Origin of the sequence: Azospirillum sp. OGB3 (genome assembly GCF_014192915.1) — a bacterium.
Classification (GTDB): Bacteria; Pseudomonadota; Alphaproteobacteria; order Azospirillales; family Azospirillaceae; genus Azospirillum.
In genome coordinates, this window is the sequence record NZ_JACHYN010000029.1 from 13225 (window position 1) to 31548 (window position 18324).

16 protein-coding genes are annotated in these 18324 nt (G+C 72.3%); 10 read left to right on the plus strand and 6 right to left on the minus strand.

Annotated elements, in window-relative coordinates:
* Window positions 1-3 precede the first annotated feature (3 nt).
* The 6 genes from tssE to FHW79_RS30280 all read right to left on the minus strand — a co-directional run bounded on the left by tssE (window position 4) and on the right by FHW79_RS30280 (window position 4495).
* Window positions 4-462, minus strand: a complete 459-nt coding sequence (tssE, locus tag FHW79_RS30255; RefSeq protein ID WP_137116493.1) for a type VI secretion system baseplate subunit TssE — start codon at window positions 460-462, stop codon at window positions 4-6.
* Window positions 463-638: 176 nt separating this feature from the next.
* Window positions 639-1154, minus strand: a complete 516-nt coding sequence (locus tag FHW79_RS30260) for a type VI secretion system tube protein Hcp (RefSeq protein WP_109071735.1) — start codon at window positions 1152-1154, stop codon at window positions 639-641.
* Window positions 1155-1192: 38 nt separating this feature from the next.
* On the minus strand, window positions 1193-2662 hold the full coding sequence (tssC, locus tag FHW79_RS30265; protein ID WP_040134770.1) for a type VI secretion system contractile sheath large subunit: 1470 nt from the start codon (window positions 2660-2662) through the stop codon (window positions 1193-1195).
* Window positions 2663-2711: 49 nt separating this feature from the next.
* The gene (gene tssB, locus FHW79_RS30270; protein ID WP_014198564.1) at window positions 2712-3248 is read right to left on the minus strand and encodes a type VI secretion system contractile sheath small subunit; all 537 of its coding nucleotides are present in this window, start codon (window positions 3246-3248) and stop codon (window positions 2712-2714) included.
* A 168-nt stretch (window positions 3249-3416) separates the two neighbouring features.
* Complete coding sequence (locus FHW79_RS30275; RefSeq protein WP_183182354.1) at window positions 3417-4052, minus strand: hypothetical protein; 636 nt, start codon at window positions 4050-4052, stop codon at window positions 3417-3419.
* A 128-nt stretch (window positions 4053-4180) separates the two neighbouring features.
* Window positions 4181-4495: a hypothetical protein gene (locus tag FHW79_RS30280; RefSeq protein ID WP_183182355.1), complete on the minus strand. Its 315-nt coding sequence runs from the start codon at window positions 4493-4495 to the stop codon at window positions 4181-4183.
* Window positions 4496-4650: 155 nt separating this feature from the next.
* Between FHW79_RS30280 and FHW79_RS30285 the strand changes: the two genes are divergently transcribed.
* From FHW79_RS30285 to FHW79_RS33440, 10 genes are all read left to right on the plus strand, one after another.
* Window positions 4651-5403, plus strand: a complete 753-nt coding sequence (locus FHW79_RS30285; protein WP_247884687.1) for a hypothetical protein — start codon at window positions 4651-4653, stop codon at window positions 5401-5403.
* Window positions 5400-7343: a hypothetical protein gene (locus FHW79_RS33075; RefSeq protein WP_247884688.1), complete on the plus strand. Its 1944-nt coding sequence runs from the start codon at window positions 5400-5402 to the stop codon at window positions 7341-7343. Before FHW79_RS30285 ends, FHW79_RS33075 begins: the two co-directional genes overlap by 4 nt.
* Window positions 7340-9364 (plus strand): SpoIIE family protein phosphatase, encoded by a 2025-nt coding sequence (locus FHW79_RS30295; protein ID WP_183182357.1) that lies wholly within the window; start codon window positions 7340-7342, stop codon window positions 9362-9364. The genes FHW79_RS33075 and FHW79_RS30295 overlap by 4 nt, the downstream gene beginning before the upstream one ends.
* Window positions 9361-9960: a lytic transglycosylase domain-containing protein gene (locus FHW79_RS30300; protein WP_183182358.1), complete on the plus strand. Its 600-nt coding sequence runs from the start codon at window positions 9361-9363 to the stop codon at window positions 9958-9960. Before FHW79_RS30295 ends, FHW79_RS30300 begins: the two co-directional genes overlap by 4 nt.
* 10 nt (window positions 9961-9970) lie before the next feature.
* Entirely contained in the window at window positions 9971-10477 is a 507-nt protein-coding gene (locus FHW79_RS30305) for an SPOR domain-containing protein (RefSeq protein WP_183182359.1), read from the plus strand.
* A 219-nt stretch (window positions 10478-10696) separates the two neighbouring features.
* Window positions 10697-11449, plus strand: a complete 753-nt coding sequence (locus tag FHW79_RS30310) for an SPOR domain-containing protein (protein WP_183182360.1) — start codon at window positions 10697-10699, stop codon at window positions 11447-11449.
* Window positions 11450-11454: 5 nt separating this feature from the next.
* Window positions 11455-11904 carry a hypothetical protein gene (locus FHW79_RS30315; RefSeq protein ID WP_183182361.1) on the plus strand — a complete coding sequence of 150 codons (450 nt, stop codon included), beginning with the start codon at window positions 11455-11457 and terminating at the stop codon, window positions 11902-11904.
* Window positions 11905-11931: 27 nt separating this feature from the next.
* A complete protein-coding gene (gene tssK / locus FHW79_RS30320; protein WP_183182362.1) occupies window positions 11932-13275 on the plus strand; it encodes a type VI secretion system baseplate subunit TssK in 1344 nt (447 codons plus the stop codon).
* 8 nt (window positions 13276-13283) lie between these two features.
* Window positions 13284-14168: a DotU family type IV/VI secretion system protein gene (locus FHW79_RS30325; RefSeq protein WP_183182363.1), complete on the plus strand. Its 885-nt coding sequence runs from the start codon at window positions 13284-13286 to the stop codon at window positions 14166-14168.
* Between the two features lie 15 nt (window positions 14169-14183).
* The gene (locus FHW79_RS33440; protein ID WP_183182364.1) at window positions 14184-18320 is read left to right on the plus strand and encodes a type VI secretion protein IcmF/TssM N-terminal domain-containing protein; all 4137 of its coding nucleotides are present in this window, start codon (window positions 14184-14186) and stop codon (window positions 18318-18320) included.
* The last annotated feature ends 4 nt before the right edge of the window (window positions 18321-18324 follow it).

Genomic DNA, 18324 nt, shown 5'->3' on the forward strand with positions numbered 1-18324 from the left:
CTTTCAGCCGGATTCGGCGTGGCCGCGCAGGCCCACGTCGAACTCCAGCCGTTCGGTGACGGTGCCCGCCACGACCTCGCCGGAGATGCTGGTGACCATGGTGCCGCGCCCGGTTCCGGCGCTGACGGTCACCCGCGGGCGCTTTAGCCGCGGCTCGAAGTCGATGATGGCCTGTCGCACCATCCGCTCCACCTGACGGCGGTCGGCGTCGGAGGCGGCGTCCAGATGCGTGATGTCGGAAATCCCATAGTCCAGCGCCGTTCCGCCGAGGTCGGGGCGGCGCGTGCCGGTGCTGCGGCTGTCGAGGATGCGCGCGACCTCGCGCCGGATCGACGCCTTGAGGTCGGGCATGGACAGCACCGTGGCCGACGGCTCGTCGCCCGTCGGGTGGTCCGGTTCGAAGTCGATCAGCCGTTCGAACAGCAGCGACCGTCCGCCGGTCATCGTCTTGGGCTGGGTCATCGCCGTGTCCGTTGGGGGTGATATCCCTCTCCCGCCCCGGGAGAGGGAAGGGGCCCGCGCGGAAGCGTGGGAAGGGTGAGGGTCGTGCAAAGGAACAGTACCTGATCCTTGCACGACCCTCACCCGCCCGCTTCGCGAGCACCCTCTCCCGGGGCGGGAGAGGGTTGTTCACAAGTTTAGCTGTCGGAGACGGTGCCCTTCAGCAGGTTGAACTTCACGCCGCCACCGCCTTCGTGCTTCTGCTCCTCGGTGTAGCGCTTGTAGGTCCAGTAGATCTCGGTGGCGTTGATCTCGATGGTCTCGGTCGTGTCGCCTTCGTTGACGCTCAGGCTGTGCTTGGCGATCAGCGGGTTGGTCAGCTCGATCGTCAGGAACTCGCCCCACTGGTGGGTGTCGCCGATCGGCTTCAGGCAGTGGATGGTCCACTGCTTCTTCGCCGTGTCGGAGTTGGCCGAGCGCAGCAGCAGCGAGATCAGCTTGGGCGAGGCCCGGTCCCACTTGCGCTCAAGCGTGATGTTCTCGACCTTCGGGGTGTGGACCGTGCGGCGGGCGTTGGTCGACACTTCCATTTCGACGGTCATGTCCTGCGACAGGGATTCGCACAGGATCATGTCCTTGAACACCACGCCCCCGGCGATCTCGACCGCGGACTCCCCCTGGACGTTGGGGATATCGAGAATGATCATAGACATGCGGATTTACTCCGGACGATGCGTTCGGGGGGAGGGGATCAGGCTTCCGGCGCCGGCAGTTCGGCGACCATGCGGATGGAGGCCGACAGCTCTTCGAGCTGGAAATGCGGACGAAGGAAGATGTTGGCGCGGTAGACGCCCGGACGGCCCGGCACGTCGTAGACGTCGATGCGGGCCTCGCGCAGCGGGAAACGGGCCTTCGTGCCCTGCGACGCCTCGTCGTCCAGAAGGACGTAGTTGGCGATCCAGGTGTTCAGGTGATCCGTGATGTTGTTGCGCGTCAGGAAGGCGCCGATCTTGTCGCGCAGCATCACCTTCAGGTAATGGGCGAAGCGCGACGACACCAGCATGTACGGCAGCATCGCGGAGATGCGGGCGTTCGCGTTGGCCTCGTCGGTGTTGTAGACCTTCGGCTTGTTGGTGGTCTGGCCGCTGAAGAACGCCGCGTAATCGGTGTTCTTGCAGTGGACCAGCGAGATGAAGCCGAGGTCGTTCAGCTCCTTCTCACGGCGATCGGTGATGGCGATTTCCGTCGGGCACTTCAGGGCGATGTCGCCCTCGTCGGTCTTGAAGGTGTGGCTGGGCAGACCCTCGACCTTGCCGCCGCCTTCCACGCCGCGGATGGCCGCGGTCCAGCCATGCTTGGCGAAGCTGTCGGTGATGCGCGCGGCCAGCGCCCAGGAGGCGTTGCCCCACAGGTACTTGGAGTGATCGCGGCCGTCGGTGTCCTCGACGAAGTTCATGCCTTCGACCGGAACGGTGTTCGGGCCGTAGGGCAGGCGCATCAGGACGTGCGGCATGGTCAGCGAGACGTAGCGGGAGTCTTCCGACGCGCGGAAGGAGCGCCACTTCACCATCTCGGCCGTCTCGAAGATCTTCGACAGGTCGCGCGGGGCGCCCAGCTCGCCGAAGTTCTCCATGTCGAACATCGCCGGCGACACGGCGCTGATGAACGGCGCGTGGGCGGCGGCGGCGAGGTTCGACATCTTCTCCAGCAGGGAGATGTCCTGCGGGTGGCGGCCGAACTCGTAGTCGCCGACCAGCATGCTGTAGGGCGTGCCGCCCAGCGTGCCGTACTCGGCCTCGTAGACCATCTTGAACATGGCGCTCTGGTCGAACTCGACCGCGCTGTCCAGATCCTTCTGGAGGTCCTTGCGCGAGACGTTGAGGACGCGCAGCTTCAGCGTCGTCGAGGTCTCGGTGTTCATGACGAGGTAGTTGAGGCCGCGCCACGTGCCTTCCAACTTCTGGAAGTCGGGGTGGTGCATGACCTCGTTCAGCTGGTCGCTGATCAGCTCGTCGATCTGCGCGATGCGCTGGTTGATCGCCTCGACCACGTCGATGGCGGAGGCGTCGCCGGTCTCGGCGAGGACCTGGTCGACGAATTCGGTCAGAAGGTCGCGGGCGTAGGGCCGCTGGCCCTCTTCGCGCGCCATCTTGCCTTCGACCATCATGCGGTCGAGCAGGGACAGACTGGCGGCGCTCTCAACGGACGTTTCCGTGCTCACCTGTTCGCTCCGTGAAGGGGGTTCTGATTGGGCTTGACGGGACGGGCAATCAGGCGGGCTCGCCCGCGGGCTCGCCGGCCGGGGCACCGGCCACCGGGCCGAGGAGCTTCTTCAACTCGTCCTGCTGCTCGGTGCTGGTGATGACGTCGTTCAGCAGGCCGTTCAGCTCGTCGTTGCCGTCCAGCTTGGCCAGCAGATCCGACAGCTTTTGACGGGCTTCGAACAGGCGGCTCAGCGTCGGCACCTGCTTCAGCACCTCGACCGGCTGGAAATCGTCCATGTGGCGCATGTTCAGCAGGATGTTCAGCTTGCCGCCGTCCTCCTGAAGCTTGTTGTCCACCTGGAAGGCGAGGCGCGGGCCGACGGAGGCCATCACGTCGTTGAAGTTGTCGCGGTCGATCTCGACGAACTTGCGCTCCTTCAGCTTGGGAAGGGGCTTCTCCGGCTTGCCGCTGAGATCGGCCAGGATGCCGACCAGGAAGGGCAGCTCCTTCATCTCCTGGGCGCCGCCGGTGTGGACCTCGTAGGTGAGCTTCACCCGCGGCGGGCGGACGCGCTCCAACTTCTTCTGACTGCTCTCGCTCATATCTGACGACCTCATAGGGTTGTGCGCGTCGCGCGCCGGCTGTCGAGCTTCGCCATCATTCGAAAGGCACCCCCGTGGAGGCCAGCCGAGATGGACCCCAATTGGACGACATCGCCCCGGAACACCTCCGTTTCGGAGGGAATGCCCGGCGTACGAAGCATCGCCCGCTCAGCTTCGAAGGTGCTGCAAGAGGAAGTTGCGGGCCTCCAATAGTTGACTCATCCGCTCGGCACTGGAGAGCAGGCCGGTGTCGGGGTGGAAGATCGGGGCCAGCGTGCGGAAGCGGCTGTTCACCACCTGCGGGTCGAGGCCCCATTCATGGGTGAAGCCCAGCACGTAGGTGGCTTGCCAGGGCTTGCGGATCGGCTGGCGCAGCGGGCGGAAGGCCAGCGTCTCCAGCGCCGCGGTCAACTGTTCCAGCCGCAGGCGGCAGCGGCTCATCTCGCTTTCCACGGCGTTCAGCTCGCCCGCGGTGATGAGATGCGCGCCGTCGTCATTGCCGATGGTGGCGGCGACCCAGGCGGCCTTGCGCACGGTCGCCGCGTCCAGCGGCGTGGCGTGGCGCACCCGCAGCTTCGGCACCACCCGCACGCGGCGGGTGCCGCCGTTCTTCAGCGTCACGGTGCGGTGGGAGACGTCCACCGGCTCGGGGCTGCCGGGATCGGGCAGATGGGTCAGCGCCTCCGGCCCGACCAGCGTCAGGCAGGAGCGGATCAGGGCGGGCACCGTCATGCCGCGCGCCGTCGCCGCGGAGTCCACGGCGGCGAAAAGGGCATGCTGACAGGGTGCGGTGATGGTGGGCAAAGGGCCTCCGGGTACGCACGGCGGTAATGCCCCGCAAGGTGTGCGATGACGGGCCGCCGCGGAACGCCTTGTTGGTCCACTCCCGGAGTCACGCCGCCGGAACTGCGTCCGTTGCGGAGCGAAGGCGGTCAGGCGTCCTTGCCGCCGCGGAATTCCTCCATCACGGCGCGGATACCGGTTTCCAGCGCCCGGACACGGCGGCGCTGCCGCTCCTCCCGCCGCGTGGCCTCCTGCGCCTCGCCGCGCAGGCGGTCCACCTCCTCGACCAGCGAGGGGGCGACGGTGCCGCGGTCGGTGTAGAACAGCCCGACCTGGATGACTTCGTAGAGGGTGGTTCCGGCGGGCATCAGCCGCTCCAGCGCGGAGAGGGCGGCCAGCCGCTCGCCGGAGCTGTCGCTGCGCAGCCGGGCGAGGATTGCGTGCAGGCGGGCATCCCGGTTCATGATGGCCGCTTCATGATGGAGCGTGTCCTTTGTGGTTGGCCGGGGAGTATCGCAGGGGCTGGGGAGCGGCAAAAGCAGATCAGACCAAGTTGGGCCAATCTGAACGGGATGCACCCGCGGAAAGCCGCTATAGCCGGACCCTTGGGAGGCTGGCCATGCTCTACGGTTTCGGGCGTCTGGCGCTTGTGTTGTGGCTGTGCGCCGTGGGTGGACAGGCGTTCACGCTGTTCGCCTTTCACAACGCGGTGGCGGAGGCGCACACGGCGGAAATCGCCGCGCGCGCGTCGGCGCTGGCGAGCCGCGTGGCGGCCAGCGCGGCGGAGCGCGCCGCCATCGGCTTTCCGCTCGCCGACCAGAATGACCTGCAACGGCTGATTGAAGTGGCCTCCACCGGTGGCGGGGGCGTGCGGCTCTATGTGGTGGACCCGCGCGGGACCGTGCTGTTCGCCACCGCCCAGGCGGCGGGGACGCCGGTGCCGGCCTCCTGGATGGGCGCCGCCGCGGGGCTGCCGGCGGAGCCGTGGGACCTCGCGGACCGTGACGGCGTGCTGGTCGGCGTGCCGGTGGCCGACGCCCTGGGCAAGCCCGCCGGCGCCGTGCTGGGCCTCGCCCCGCAGCAGGACGCGCGGGTGGAGGTTCTGGCCGCGTTGCGCGAGACGGCGACGGTCACCGCCGTCTTCCTGGCCGCCATCGGGATTCTCGCCGTTCTGGGCACGCGGCTGCTGCTGTCCGGGGTCTGCCGGTCGGTTCTGGAGCGGACGGCTTTCTACGCCGCCGAGGCGCGGCAGCTTCAGGCCGATGGGTCCGCCGCCGTCGCGGTGGGCGATCCGGCGCTGTCCGCCGTCCTGGCCGGGCTGCGCGCGGCGGAGACCGAGGCCGCCCGCATCGACGGGGAGGTGCTGCGATGACCCGCCCGATGACGCTGTTCCCCCAGCGCAGCGTGTTGCGGCGCTTCATCCCGCTGATGGCGGTGGTGGTCGTCGTGCCCTGGCTCGCCACGTTGGCGGCGGCGCTGATCGCCGCGGCGGGCCTGGCCGACCGGGGAGCCGCCTCCCGCGCCGAGATCGTCGGGACGGGGATCGCCCATGACCTGGAGAAGGCGCTGGCCCTCGGCCTGCCGCTCGACCGCATGGCCGGGATGGACGACTACCTGGGCGAGGCCGGCGCGGTCTTCCCGGAGATCAAGCTGATCCTGGTGGTGGACGGCGCCGGCCGTCCCTTGTTCCAGAAATCCGACGCCGCGCGGCCCGACCTGTCGGTGCGGCTGGTGCCGGCGGAAACAGACTGGTCCGCGCTGGGGCTGGTCCTTCAACGCTTTCCCATTCGTCAGGGCGCCGCGACGGCGGGTGAGGTCCTGCTGGGCCGCAGCGCCGTGGCGCAGCCGGCCAACGCACCGCGCATCCTGATCGACTTCGCGGTGGCGCTGAGCATCGCGCTGGCGCTTGGCGGGCTGGCGCTGCGCACCATGCTGAACGCCCAGGTGATGGCGCCGCTGCGGCTGGCGGCGTCCTTGGAGGCTAACCTCGCGCGCTCCGCCTACGACCGCATCGCCCCGCCGGTGGAGCAGAGCCTGATCGGCACGCTGCTGGCCGAGATGAACCGGGTGGTGACCGGCGTGAACGACCGCTTCGCCCGCCTGCGCAGCTATCTGGCCGAGGTGCGCGATCTCAGCTTCAACAAGGACGCCGCGGCGGAGGTGGCGCCGCTGATCGAACGGATCGAGCGGCTGGGCCGCTTCTCGCCCGACCGGCTGACCGCGCTGGCCCCGCCGGACGCCGGGTCGTTGCCCTACGCCACCGCCTTTTGCGCCGGTGTGGGGGCGGCCGTCGCCACGGCGGTCGCGGCGCGGCACCTGCCGCCGGCTGTGGCGCTCGGCGGGGTGGTTCTGGGCATGGCCGCGGCGGTGCCGCTCGCCCTGGCGCTCGTCCGCCGCGCGCCCATCGCGGGAGCGCTGGCGCTGGGCGCTTGGGCGCTGCTGAACGGGCTGGGTGACGGGGCTGCACTGTGGTTGGCCGGCGCGGTGCTGGGCGGCCTTTCCGCGGCGCTTCCCTTCCAGGCGGTGCGGCCCGCCGCGGAAAGCCTGCGCGCCGGGCCCGCGGTGTCCGCCGCGGGCGGTCTGGTGGCCGGAACGGGGCTGTCGGTTCTGTGCATCGGTGGTGGCGTGCCGGGCGTTCTCATGGCCGGCGCGGTGCTGTCCGGATTGGCCGGTCTGCTGGCCGCCGTCCGGCTGGAGCGGCGGAGCGGCCTGACGCTGCCGCGCATGACCCTCCGCGCTCTGCTGGCGGTGGACCGTTGGTGGGCGGACGGGACGCTGCGTTCCAAAGGTTGGGGGTTGTGGCTGGTCACAGCGCTGGCCTTGGCGGTGTTGAGCCGGGCCGACGACGGCGGAGCGATGGACGCCCGCCGGGTCGCGGAACTCCTCTGGCTGCACGCCACCCCGGCTTGGCTGGCGGCCGCGCTGGTCGCGGTGCTGGTGCCGCGGGGGGCTGCCGCGCTGTTGAGTCTGGGCGCGACGGCGGGGGTCGGGCTTCTCCTGGCGCTCGGCCCGGTGGAGCCGGGAACGGCCGTCGCGCTGGGCGCCGCCGCAACGCTTGGCGCCGGCCATGCGGGATTCGCGGCGTCGGGGAACTGGGGGGGGCTGACCGCGGCCCGCGCCGCGCTGACCCTGGCCGGAACGCTCGGCGTGCTGTGGCTGTCGGGCGGAAGCAATGCGGTGGTGGCCGCCGGAACGCTCCCCTCCCTGGCCTTGCTCGCCGGGATCGCCGCGCTGCCGCCGCTGGCGCTGGCCCTGTGGCGTCACGCCATGCCACGCCGGCGCGTTCCGGTCGAAGAGGAGGCCGCGCGATGACCGGTCTTCGCCAGCGCATGACGGTGGCCGCGGCCGCGGTGGTCCTTGCCGTGCTCGTCACCGCCGCGGTTTTCGCCCTGCTGCGCATCGAGAGCGGGGCCACCCGCCACGCCGAGGACGAAGGGCGGATGACCCTGCGGCTGTGGGAAGGGCTGCTCGACCAGTCCGCCGCGGCCGCTCGGGTGGCGGTGGGCGATCCCCGCCTCACCGATGCCCTGGAGCGCGGCAACGCGACGGCGGTGGCGGAGCGGCTCGGCGCTTTGGGCTTCACGGCGGCGACGGTGGTCAACGGGGCGGGACAGACCTTGCTCACCGTCCCGGCCGACCAGCCGATCCGCCTTCTCGACGAGCGGCGCATCGGGCAGGTGCTGGCCCGCAACGACACGCAGGACGGTCTGGTGCTGACCGGCGGTGCCGCGCAGCTTCTGCTCGCCCGCCCCCTCGGCGCGCAGCGTCCGGCCGACCGGGCGCTGGTTGCCATCCGTCCGCTGACGGGCAGCCTGGAGGCGCTGGCCGGCGTCCTCGGCGGCTCGGCCTTCCTGGTCGGCAGCGACGGCACCTTGTACGGCCACGCCGGACCGCTGGCCTGGGCCGACGTGCGTCCCGCCGCGGAACGCGGCGAGGAGGTGCAGGCGACCATCGGCGCCCGCGGTTACGGCGTGCGCAAGCTGCGTCTGCCCAAGGTGGCGGGGACGGAGGGGGACGGCACGCTGTACCTCGTCACCGTGCGCGAGACCACGCTGGCCGCCATGGCCGACAGCCTGCTGGACAGTTCCGCCATTCTCGTCGTGCTGATGGTGCTGGTGGCGGGGACGCTGGGGCTGGACTGGTATTTCCGGCGCGTCTTCACGCCGGTCTACGCCTCGATGTCCGCCCTGTCCGCTCTGGCGGCGGGGGACACCGGCGTCGCCGTGCTGGGGGCGGAGCGCGCCGACGAGGCCGGGCAGCTCGCCCGCACCGTCGAGGTCTTCCGCAGCCGCAGCCGTGCGCTGCGCGACGCCGAGGAGCGGCGCGCCCGCCACTGGCTGCGTCAGCAGTCCTTCATCCGCCGCCAGATGCTCCGCCTGTCCGAAACCCTACCGGAGCAGGGGCGGCGGGAACTCCTCGCCGACCTTGCCCGCATCGAGGCGGCGTCGGAGGGCCGGACGCCCTGCGCGCGCACCGACGATCCCGGCGCGCTCGCAGTCGCCTTCGAGGTGATGGCGGAACGCGTGCGCGACCAGCACACCGCGCTCGACGGCATGGTCCGCCAGCTTCAGTCCGCGCTGGACACCCGCACCGAGCTTGTGGAGTTGCAGAAGCAGTTCGAGATCGCCCGGCGCATGCAGGCGGCCATCCTGCCCCCCGACCTGACCACGGCCCCCGACCTGGAAGCGTCGGGCCTGATGCGCCCGGCGGCGGAGTTCGACGGCAGCTTCTACGATTTCTTCCTGACGGCGGACGGCTCGCTGGCGGTCCTGATCGGGCAGGTGTCGGGCGGCGGGCTGGCGGCGGGCTTCATGACGGTGACGGCGCGCGCCGCGCTGCGGACGCTGGCGGCGGCCGGGCTCGGGCCGGCGGCCTGCCTGACCGGTGCCAACCGGCTGCTGGCGGCGGACAACGCCGCGGGCCTGTCGATCGGGCTCGCCATGGGCGTCGTGTCGCCGCGCTCGCGCCGGCTGGTCTTCGCCGCGGCGGGCGTGCCGGAGCCCTTCCTGCTGCGGCGCTTCGGCGACGTGGTGGACCTGCCGGTGGCGGCCAACCCGCGGCTCGGCCTTGATCCGGCGATGACGGCGGTGGAGACCGCGCTCGACCTGCCGGTGCCGACGACGCTGGTGCTGTGCAACGGCGGGCTGCTGGATGGCGAGAACCGCTTCGGCGTCGCCTTCGGGCGGGCGCGGCTGACCGGCATCCTCGGCAACCTCGACGACCTGTCCTCGGCCAGCGTCACCGCGGCGGTGTCCGCCGGTCTGGCCGAGCATGGCGGCGGCGCCGCGATGGCGGTGGACCGGCTGTGCGTCGCTTTGCGGGTGCGGGCATGAGGGCGGGGCGCATTCTGGCCGGCGCGCTCGCGCTGATGGGCGCCTTGCTGGCCGGGCCGGCGGCAGCGGAGGTGGCCCCGGCGTCGGACGGTGGGCCGGCGCTGTTCCAGTGCAGCCGCTACCTGCGCAACGGGGAGGCGCTCTACGGCATCCCGCCGGGCATCCTACACGCCATGAGCGTCGTGGAATCCGGGCGGGCCGGGATGCCCTGGCCCTGGGCGCTGAACGTCTCGGGGCGCCCGCACTATCCGGCGACGCGGCGCGAGGCCCTGCGGCTGATGCAGGACGGCGAGGGCGGCCTGCGCGGCGACGTGGCGGTCGGCTGCATGCAGATCCACACGCGCTGGCACGCCGGGTCCTTCGCTGGGGGTGAGGACATGCTGGACCCCGCGGTCAACGTCGCCTACGCCGCGCGCTTCCTGCGCGAGCTGTACGACCGCCACGGCTCCTGGACGGAGGCGGTGCGCCGCTACCACGCCAGCGATCCGACGGCGCAGGACACCTATCTCTGCCTCGTGCTCGACCGGCGGGTGCGGCTCGGCTACCAGCGCGAGACGGCGGAGATGCGCCGGCTGTGCGGCGGCCCGGAATCGTGAGCGTGGCGCCATGAAGAAGCTCCTGGTCGGCGTGCTGGCGCTGCTCCTCCTCCTGGTGGCCTTCGCAGGCGGCTATTTCCTGGCGGGCGGGGGCTTGCCGGGCGCCGCGGACGACCCTGCGCCCGCCGAGGCGAAGGCCGCGCCCGCCGCCGCGCCGCAGGAGGCGGCGAAGGCGGAGCCGGAGAAGGCCGCCCCGGCCGCCGTCCCGGTCCGGCCGGCTGCCGCCGTGAAGGCGGCGACGGCGCGCTTCTCCATCGAGCTCGGCGTGTTCCGCTCCGCCGGGAACGCCCAGGATTTCGCGGCGGCGCTGGCCGGGCGGGGCCTTCCGGTGGAAATCGTCGAGACCATGGACGCCGCCGGCGGGCAGTGGCACCGGGTGCGCGCCGGCGCCTTCGCCGACCGCTGGCAAGCCGAGGCGCGCCGCCCATCCTTTGAGCGGATCGCCGGGCTCGGCGGGGTGGTGGTCGAGGAGCCGCTTCCCGCCGTCCAGCCCGCGAAGGCCCGCGGCGGCGAATGATCCAGTTCGGACCAAGGGGGTAACCCGCCGGATTCGCGGGCTTCTCCGCAGGACGGGGGCGGCCTCCGGGCCATCGCCGCGAAACCCCCGCCGGACTACGCCAGAACGAACCAGACAGCGCGCGGATTTGGGCCGCCGGGATGCTTCTATCAGGCTGGGCCGCCGTCCTGTGGGGCGGGCGGTCCATCCGACGGTTCTTCTTCCCCAGGATTTCCCGCGATGACCACGATCACGCTCGGACGATGGCAGGTGGCGGCTCTGGCCGCCGGCGTCGCCGTGCTGACCGTCGTGGCCCTGCTGCTCGGCGCGGTGATGGCGGCGCTGATCCTGACGGGCGGTGGAGACACGCCGATGGCGTCGGCCTCCGCTCCTGCCACCGCGTCCGCCACCACGCCCCCCGCTGGCGGCGGACTGGGCGCGATGGCTCGGAGCAACATCGCCGACAGCTTCGAGGCCCGCCAGGGCGTGATCGAGACAGCGGACATTTTCAGCGACGAGGCGCGCGGACGGGCGATTTCGGCCACCGAGCCGGTGACCCGCGGCGCCGCGGACGCGGCCCGCCGCTTCCTGCCCGGCTGGATGGCCGGTACCGCCGCCCACGTCATCGAGAAGACCGGCTACCGCGTCACCGAATTCGCCGGCAACAGCGTGGAAGGCATCGTCGAGGACACGCTGAACGACCGGCTGGACTCAATGAAGGAAGACGGTGCGGTGCCGGTCCGCCATTACGCCATCGAACTCGGGCGTTTCGCCACCCCGGCCAACGCGGAGTCCTTCGCCGCCGCCGCCGCCCAGCGCGGTGTGCGCGGCACGGTCGATTTCGCGCCATTGCCGGGCGGCAACGCTCCCTACGCCGTGCGCACCGGGCGCTACGCCGCCGCCGACGAGGCCGCCCGCGCGCTGGACGCGCTGACGCGGGCGAACGGGGTGTCCGGAACCGTCGTCACCCTTGCCGAAGCGGGAGAGCGCTGAACGCCATGAGTCCGGTGAACGGAAAACGAGTGGGATTTGCCGGCGCGCTGGCGCTGGCGCTGCTGGTCGCGGGATGCGCGGACAAGCCGCGCGCCGCGCTGGACAGCGTGTCCTTCACGGTCGCCCCCGCCGCCAACGACACCACGCCGGTCGCCATCGACCTCGTGTCCGTCCGCGACAAGGCGCTGGTGGACAAGCTGGGGGCGCTGACCGCCGCGGAGTGGTTCGCCCAGCGCGAGCAGTCCATGCGCGACCATCCGACCACGCTCGGCGTGACGAGCTGGGAGCTGGTCCCCGGCCAGACGCTGAAGACGGACCTGCCGCCGGGCGAGCCGGCCTGGGCCCTGCTGGTCTTCGCCAACTATTCCACGCCGGGGCCGCACCGCCTGCGCGTGCCGGACACACGAACGCTGACCCTCACCGCCGGGGACAAGGATGTCGAACTGGTTCCGTGATGTTCTTCCCTTTGCCGTGAGGATCGCATGACCGAGGCGCGCGACATTCCCGACGCCATCGACTGGCACGACGGGATGCTGCTGGCCCCGCAGCATTTCCAGCAGCAGGCGCTGCGGCACGAGCGGCAGCTGACCTACCATGTCCGGCAGGCGCGGCCCTTCCATTGGGGCGTCGTCCATCTCCAGGTCGACCGGGTGCAGCTCGTCTCCGGGCTGGTCCAGGTGCGCGAGCTGGAGGCGATCCTGCCCGACGGCCTCGTCGTGGACTACCGCGCCGGGACCGACGAGCCGCTGGAGGTGGACATCTCCGCCTACGCCGACCCGGTGGGGCAGACGCAGATCACCATCCACCTGATCGTTCCCGCCGCCCGCGGCGACCGCGCGCCGGGACCGGGGGAGACGCCGCGCTACGTCTCGGTCGAGGGCGCGCCGGTCGCCGACCAGCACGGCGGGGAGGAGCTGTCCATCGCCCGGCTGCGCCCACGGCTGGCCCTGTTCGCCACCACCGGCCCGACGCAGAAGCCGCCGCAGAAGTTCGTCTCCATGCCGATCGCGCAGGCGACCTTCCGCAACGACGCCTTCGTGCTGACCGACTTCGTGCCGCCGGCGCTGACCGTGGCCGCCAACGCGCCGCTCGGCCGGCTGGGGGCGGAGGTGGTGCGGCGCGTGCGCGAGAAGGCGCTGTTCCTGGCCGAGCGTTCCGGCGTCGGCAACGGCAACCCGGCGACCGAGCTGGCCGAGGCGGCGCGTGCGGAGATCCGCAGCCTCGTCACCGGCCTGCCGCCGCTGGAGGCGCAGCTCGGCGTCGGTATCTGCCATCCGTTCGACGTCTACCTGTCGCTGTGCACGCTGGCCGGGCATCTGTCGGCCTTCGCCAGCGGCGCCGTGCCGGCCAAGCTGTCGCGCTACGACCATGACGATCCGATGGCGAGCTTCGGCGAGGTGCGCGACTTCATCCTGCGCATGATCGATCGCGTGAAGGAAGGCGTCGCCCGCATCCCCTTCACCTTCGAGGACGGCATGTTCGGGCTGCCGATGGACGAGGCCTGGCTGAAGGGCCGGTTGGTCGTCGGCGTGCGCGGCCCGGCCTCCGCTCCGGTCAGCGAGGTCGCCGCCTGGATGGAGAACTGCATCGTCGCCTCGCGCTCGCGGCTGGAAACGTTGTCCGGCCTTCGCGTGAAGGGGGCAGAGCGCGTCGCGCTGGACGACAGCGGCGAGGGTGGTGTGGCCGCCCCGCGCGGCGTGGTGCCGTTCGAGATCAAGGTCGATCCCCGCTACATCGTCCCCGGCGAGCGGCTGGAGATCTGGAATCCGGACTCGCTGGGCAGCCGCTTCCGCCCCGTCGAGATCACCCTCTTCGTCAGCGCCTGAGGCCGGGAATGACCGCCATGCTGCACCGCCGGGACTTGGTCGATCACTTCCTCGCCTTCGCGCGGGAACTCCAGAAGCACCGCGCCGCGGTCGGGGCGGGTCGTCCCGCCGCCACGGTGGCGAAGCCAGAAGGCGCCGCGGGGGAGACGGCGGACAGCCTGCCGGCCTTCCTGACCGAGGACGCCCTCGCCATCCCGGCGCCCCGCGGTGCCGCCGCGACGGTGCCGGCCCTGGCGCTGGAGCCCGACGCCGAGATCATCATCCGCCGCCTTCAGGATTTCCTGGAGGCTCAGGCGGTGCAGGTCGGGCGCACCGGCACCGACCTGATGATCAGCCAGCACCGCGAGGCGCAGTACGCCATGGCGGCGCTGGCCGACGACCTGTTCATCCACGATGTGGAGTGGAACGGGCGGGAGCTGTGGCGCAGCGTGCTGCTGGAGCAGGCGGTGTTCCGCACCCGGCTGGCCGGCGAGCGGGTGTTCGACCGGATGGAGGCGCTGCTCGCCAGCAACGACCGGCGGCTGGTCCAACTGGCGGCGGTCTATCTCTGCGTGCTCGGCATGGGCTTCAAGGGGCGCTGCCGGGTGCCGGGCGGCGAGTCCACCCTGCGCGACTACAGCGCCCGCCTGTTTGAATTCATCGCCGGCCGCGAGTCCGAGCTGGGCGCCGGGGTGCTGCCCGGCGGGCGGACGCTGATCCCCGCCGCCTACGCCTACACGCTGACCGACGGCAAGGCGCGCACGCTGGCGCGCGGGCCCCGCTGGCCGCTGGTGCTGGGGGCCATCGCCGGCCTGTGGCTGGTGCTGGGTCAGGCGCTCTGGTGGATGTCCACCGCACAGCTTTCCAACGCGGCGGATGCGGTGCTTCAGGCATCGGTCCGCGTGACCCGCTGACGGGAGAGGACGGTCATGGAACTCCTGGCAGCGGTCCTGTCCGGCATCGCCGGCAACCAGATCTGGGTCTTCGCGGGGCTTCTCGTCCTCGTGCTGCTGATCATCGCGGTGATGGTGGCGATCCTGCTGCGCGCCCGCAACGCCGCACCGCCCGCCCCGGCGGAGCCCGCCGCCCTGCCGCCGCCCGACGCCGCGGTGGAGGAGGGCGGGGCGGTCCCGGCGCTGGCCGGCACGGCGCCCGACGTCACCATCCGCGACATCCGGCGCCTGTTCCGCGACGGCTTGGCGGCCTATCGCGAGACGCTGTCGCGCAACGTCTATCTGGTGCCCTGGTACCTGCGCACCGGGGTCGCCGCGTCGGACGACGCCGGCCTGCTGTCCTGCGCGGAGGAGGTGCGCCCCCCGGTGACCGCCGAGCGGCACGCCGGCTTCTCCTGGCGCTTCTACGACCGGGCGGTGGTCATCGACGTCGATGATCCCCGCGCCGCCTGGGCCGGCGTGCTGGACCTGCTGGGCCGCCGCCGCCCGATGCTGCCCGCCGACGGGCTGATCCTGACCGTCCCGCTGGCCGAGCTGGACGACGTGCGCCGCGCCACCGCGCGCGGGACGGAGCTGTACGCCCGGCTGTGGGAGATCCAGCGCACGCTGGGCTTCGCCCTGCCGGTCTATGTGGTGGTGACGGGCTGCGAGGATGCCCCCGGCTTCGCGGCGCTGGCCGAAGCGCTGCCCCCGACCCTGACCGGCGGGATGCTCGGCTGGTCGAGCCCCTACGCGCTGGAGACCGCCTTTTCCCCCGACTTCGTAAGCGAGGCGCTGCAGTCGCTGGCGGATGGCCTGCTGGCGGTGGAGCTGGAGGTGTTCGGCGCGACGGCCACGCCGGACGGCGCCCCGCTGTTCGCCCTGACCGAGCGGCTGACCGGGACGGAAGCGGCTTTGCGCGCCCTGCTCGGCACCGCCTTCAAACGCACCGCCTATCAGGAAACGCTCTACGTCCGTGGCCTCTACTTCACCGGCCGCCCCGATCCCGACGCGGCGGCGCTGTTCGGGCGCGACCTGCTGAACCGCAAGATCTTCCCCGAGGCCGGCCTGCCCAAGCCGACCCGAGCGCTGGCCGCGTCCCGCGCGTGGCGCCGCTACTCCTGGCCGGTGGGGACGGGGGTCGCCGCGCTGGCCGCGGTCCTGCTGCTGTGGGTGGGGGTGCAGCGCGCCTCCACCCTGTCGGACCGGCTGGTTCCGGTCCTGGCCGACATTCCGGGCGGGCTCCAGCAGCTCGCCGACCAGCGCCCGGCGGTCGAGGCCGGGGCGCCGATGACCGCCGCCTACGGCGATCCCGCCGCCCGCTTCGTTCAGGGCGTGACGATGCTGCCCACCGACTGGACCTTCAACCCGCTGCCGGCCTCCTGGATCAGCGGTGTTCCGGATTCGGTGTCGGGCGCGCTGGCCGTCGGTTACCGCCGGCTGGCCCTGTCCACCGTGCGCGACGTCGCCGAGGACCGGCTGCGCCGCCTGACCCGCGACGGCGGGGTGGGGCCGGCGGGGGCTGGCGCCTTCGAGCGGCTGCGCGCCTTCGCGGGCGAGGTCGGCATCGCCGAGGGGCTGGCCCGCGCCTACAACAACGTGGACGCCCGCGACCCGGCGCTGCCGCTGGACGAGGTGCTCGACTTCGCGCTGGGCTCCGGCGTGGCGCGCGGCTTCTCGGCGCGGCTGCACGGCTGGGAGATCGACCAGCCGCCGGGCGGCACCGCCATCCCGGCGCCGGGACCGGGGGCGCAACGCCCCATCGACCTGACCGCCCACCGGGCCGAGGTCAGCCGCCGCTTCCGGCAATACGCCGACGCCTATCTGCGCGACCTCGCCATGGGCGGCCTCGCCGCCGCGCGGCTGTCGGTCGCCGCCAGCGAACTGGAGCTGCTGGCCGGCGGGGCGCGTTCCGGCGCCGACGCGGCGGCGGCCTACGTCGAGGTGCTGTCGAGCCTGGAGGACGCCGCCCGCGGCCTGGGGGCGGAGCGCGGCGCCTGGATCGGCGCCAACGGCCCCGTCCTGCCGCCGGAGTTCGAGGCGTTGCTTGGCCGGCTGGAGAAGTCCGACCTGCTCGGCCCCAACCTGCGTGCCGACATCCTGGATCTGGCGCAGCGCCGCTACGACGAGGCGGGCGTCGGTGCCCGCAGCCTGGATTCCGTGATCGGCCGTCTGCTGGAACAGGCGCCGAATGGCGGCGCCCGGCTGGCCCCGGCGGCGGAGCAGCTTCGCCGCACCCTATCGGTGTGGATGGCCCGCCGCTTCATGAAGACGGACGACAGCGGCGCCCTGACAATGCCCGCCATGGGCGCCGGCTGGGACCGCGCCGCCCTGGACAGCATCCCGCCGCTGGTCGAGGACTATCTGCTGTTCGACGCCAAGGACCTGCCGCAGGCGCCGGCCATGCTCCGCACCTCCATGCGGGCGGCGGCGCAGCACCAGCTCCGCCAGGGGGTGGAGCGCATCCTCGCCCGCGCGCTGGCCGGCAGCCCGGCGGGCGGCGGGGTGGACCGGGCGGGTGGGCTGGCGCAGCTCCGCGCCTCGGCGCACGCGCTGCGCACCGCCTTCCCGGTGCTGGCCGAGACCATGCAGTCCTTCCGCCAGATCGGGCTGACCACCTCCGCCGACACCATCCGCGACACGGTGGCCCGGCAGGCCAACGCCGTGCTGGCCCAGGCCGACCGGCTGCTGGAGGGCGACCAGCTCTACCGGCCCGACGCCCACGCCTTGGACGTCTGGGTGGACGGGCCGCTGGTGCCGCACCTGCTGTTCGGGCAAACCACGCCGGCCGGGCTGGCGCTCTATCTCGGCAACGCCCGGCAGGAGGTGACGGTGCTCGCCCGCGACATTGCCGCCCCGGTGGTGGAGATCCTGGAGCGTCCGGTGATGGGCGCCGGGACCGGGTCGGGCGCCGCCGCCAAATGGGCGCGCATCATCACCGAGCTGGACAAGTACGACGGCGGGCGCCCGAACAGCTCCCTGGCGCAGCTGGAAAAGTTCGTGACGGTGGAGAGCGCCGCGGTGGACGCCGCCGGCTGCCAGAATCTCGGCGCCATCGACGGGGTGCCGGACGACTTCTTCCGCAGCCGTTTGGCCGAGCTGAAGCAGTGGATCGCCACGCGCTGCGTGCTGGCCGCCGACGCCCGCGTCTACGACGCCTACGTCGACATGGCCGCGTCCTTCAACGAGATGCTGGCCGGACGCTTCCCCTTCGCCGCCGCCGCCGTACCGGGCGAGGACGCCGACCCGGCGGCGGTCCGCGCCTTCTACGAGCGGTTCGACGCGCGGTCGGCCTTCGTGCTGGAGGGGCTGCGCCGCGGCGAGCGTTTCGGCACCGCCGGGCGCGAGGCGCTCCGCTTCGTGGAGACGATGGAGCGGGCCCGCCCGCTGCTGATCGCCGCGGTGACCCCGGACCAGAGCGGCGGCTTGGCGCTCGACCCCGCCTTCCGCGTCAACCGCGGGCGTGAGGCCGGGGGCAGCGACATCATCGAATGGAAGCTCGCCACGCCGAACGGCGCCCTGTCCAGCGTGCTGCCGCGCACGCCGCTGCGCTGGTATCCGGGCGACAAGCTGAGCGTGACGCTGCGCTGGGCCAAGGACGGCACGGTGCTGCCGGTCTCCGGCGTCGGTGCCGGGGCGTCGGTGGACGGCCCCTCGCTGCGCTTCGACTATGACGGCCCCTGGGCGCTGTTCGCACTGGCCGCCCGGCAGGCTGCGCCGCAGCGTGACCGCCGCCCCGGCCCGGACACCGATCCGCTGCTGCTGTTCGAAGCCACGGCCAGCGGCCCGGTCAAGGACGCCGCCGTTGCTGCCCCGCTGCCGATCGCTCCGGCCGTGCAGGCGGCGCCGCAACCCGTGGTGAAGCCCAACGTGCGGGTGTTCATGACGCTGGCGGTCAAGCGCACCGTCCTGTCCGACGGCAAGCCGCCGCGCGAGGAGAAGGTGGCCGTGCCGGCGCTGCCCGCGCAGGCGCCGCCGCTGGCCCCGGTCGGCAGCATGCGGCGGATGCCGGGCTTGGCCGGATGGCCGGCGCCCTCCGGGGCGGTGGCTCCTGCGGACCGCGCCTTCTTCGATCTGGGAACTCCGCCGTCCCAGCCCCCGATGCTCCGCCCCGCGGCCCAACGCTTCCCGTGAGCAG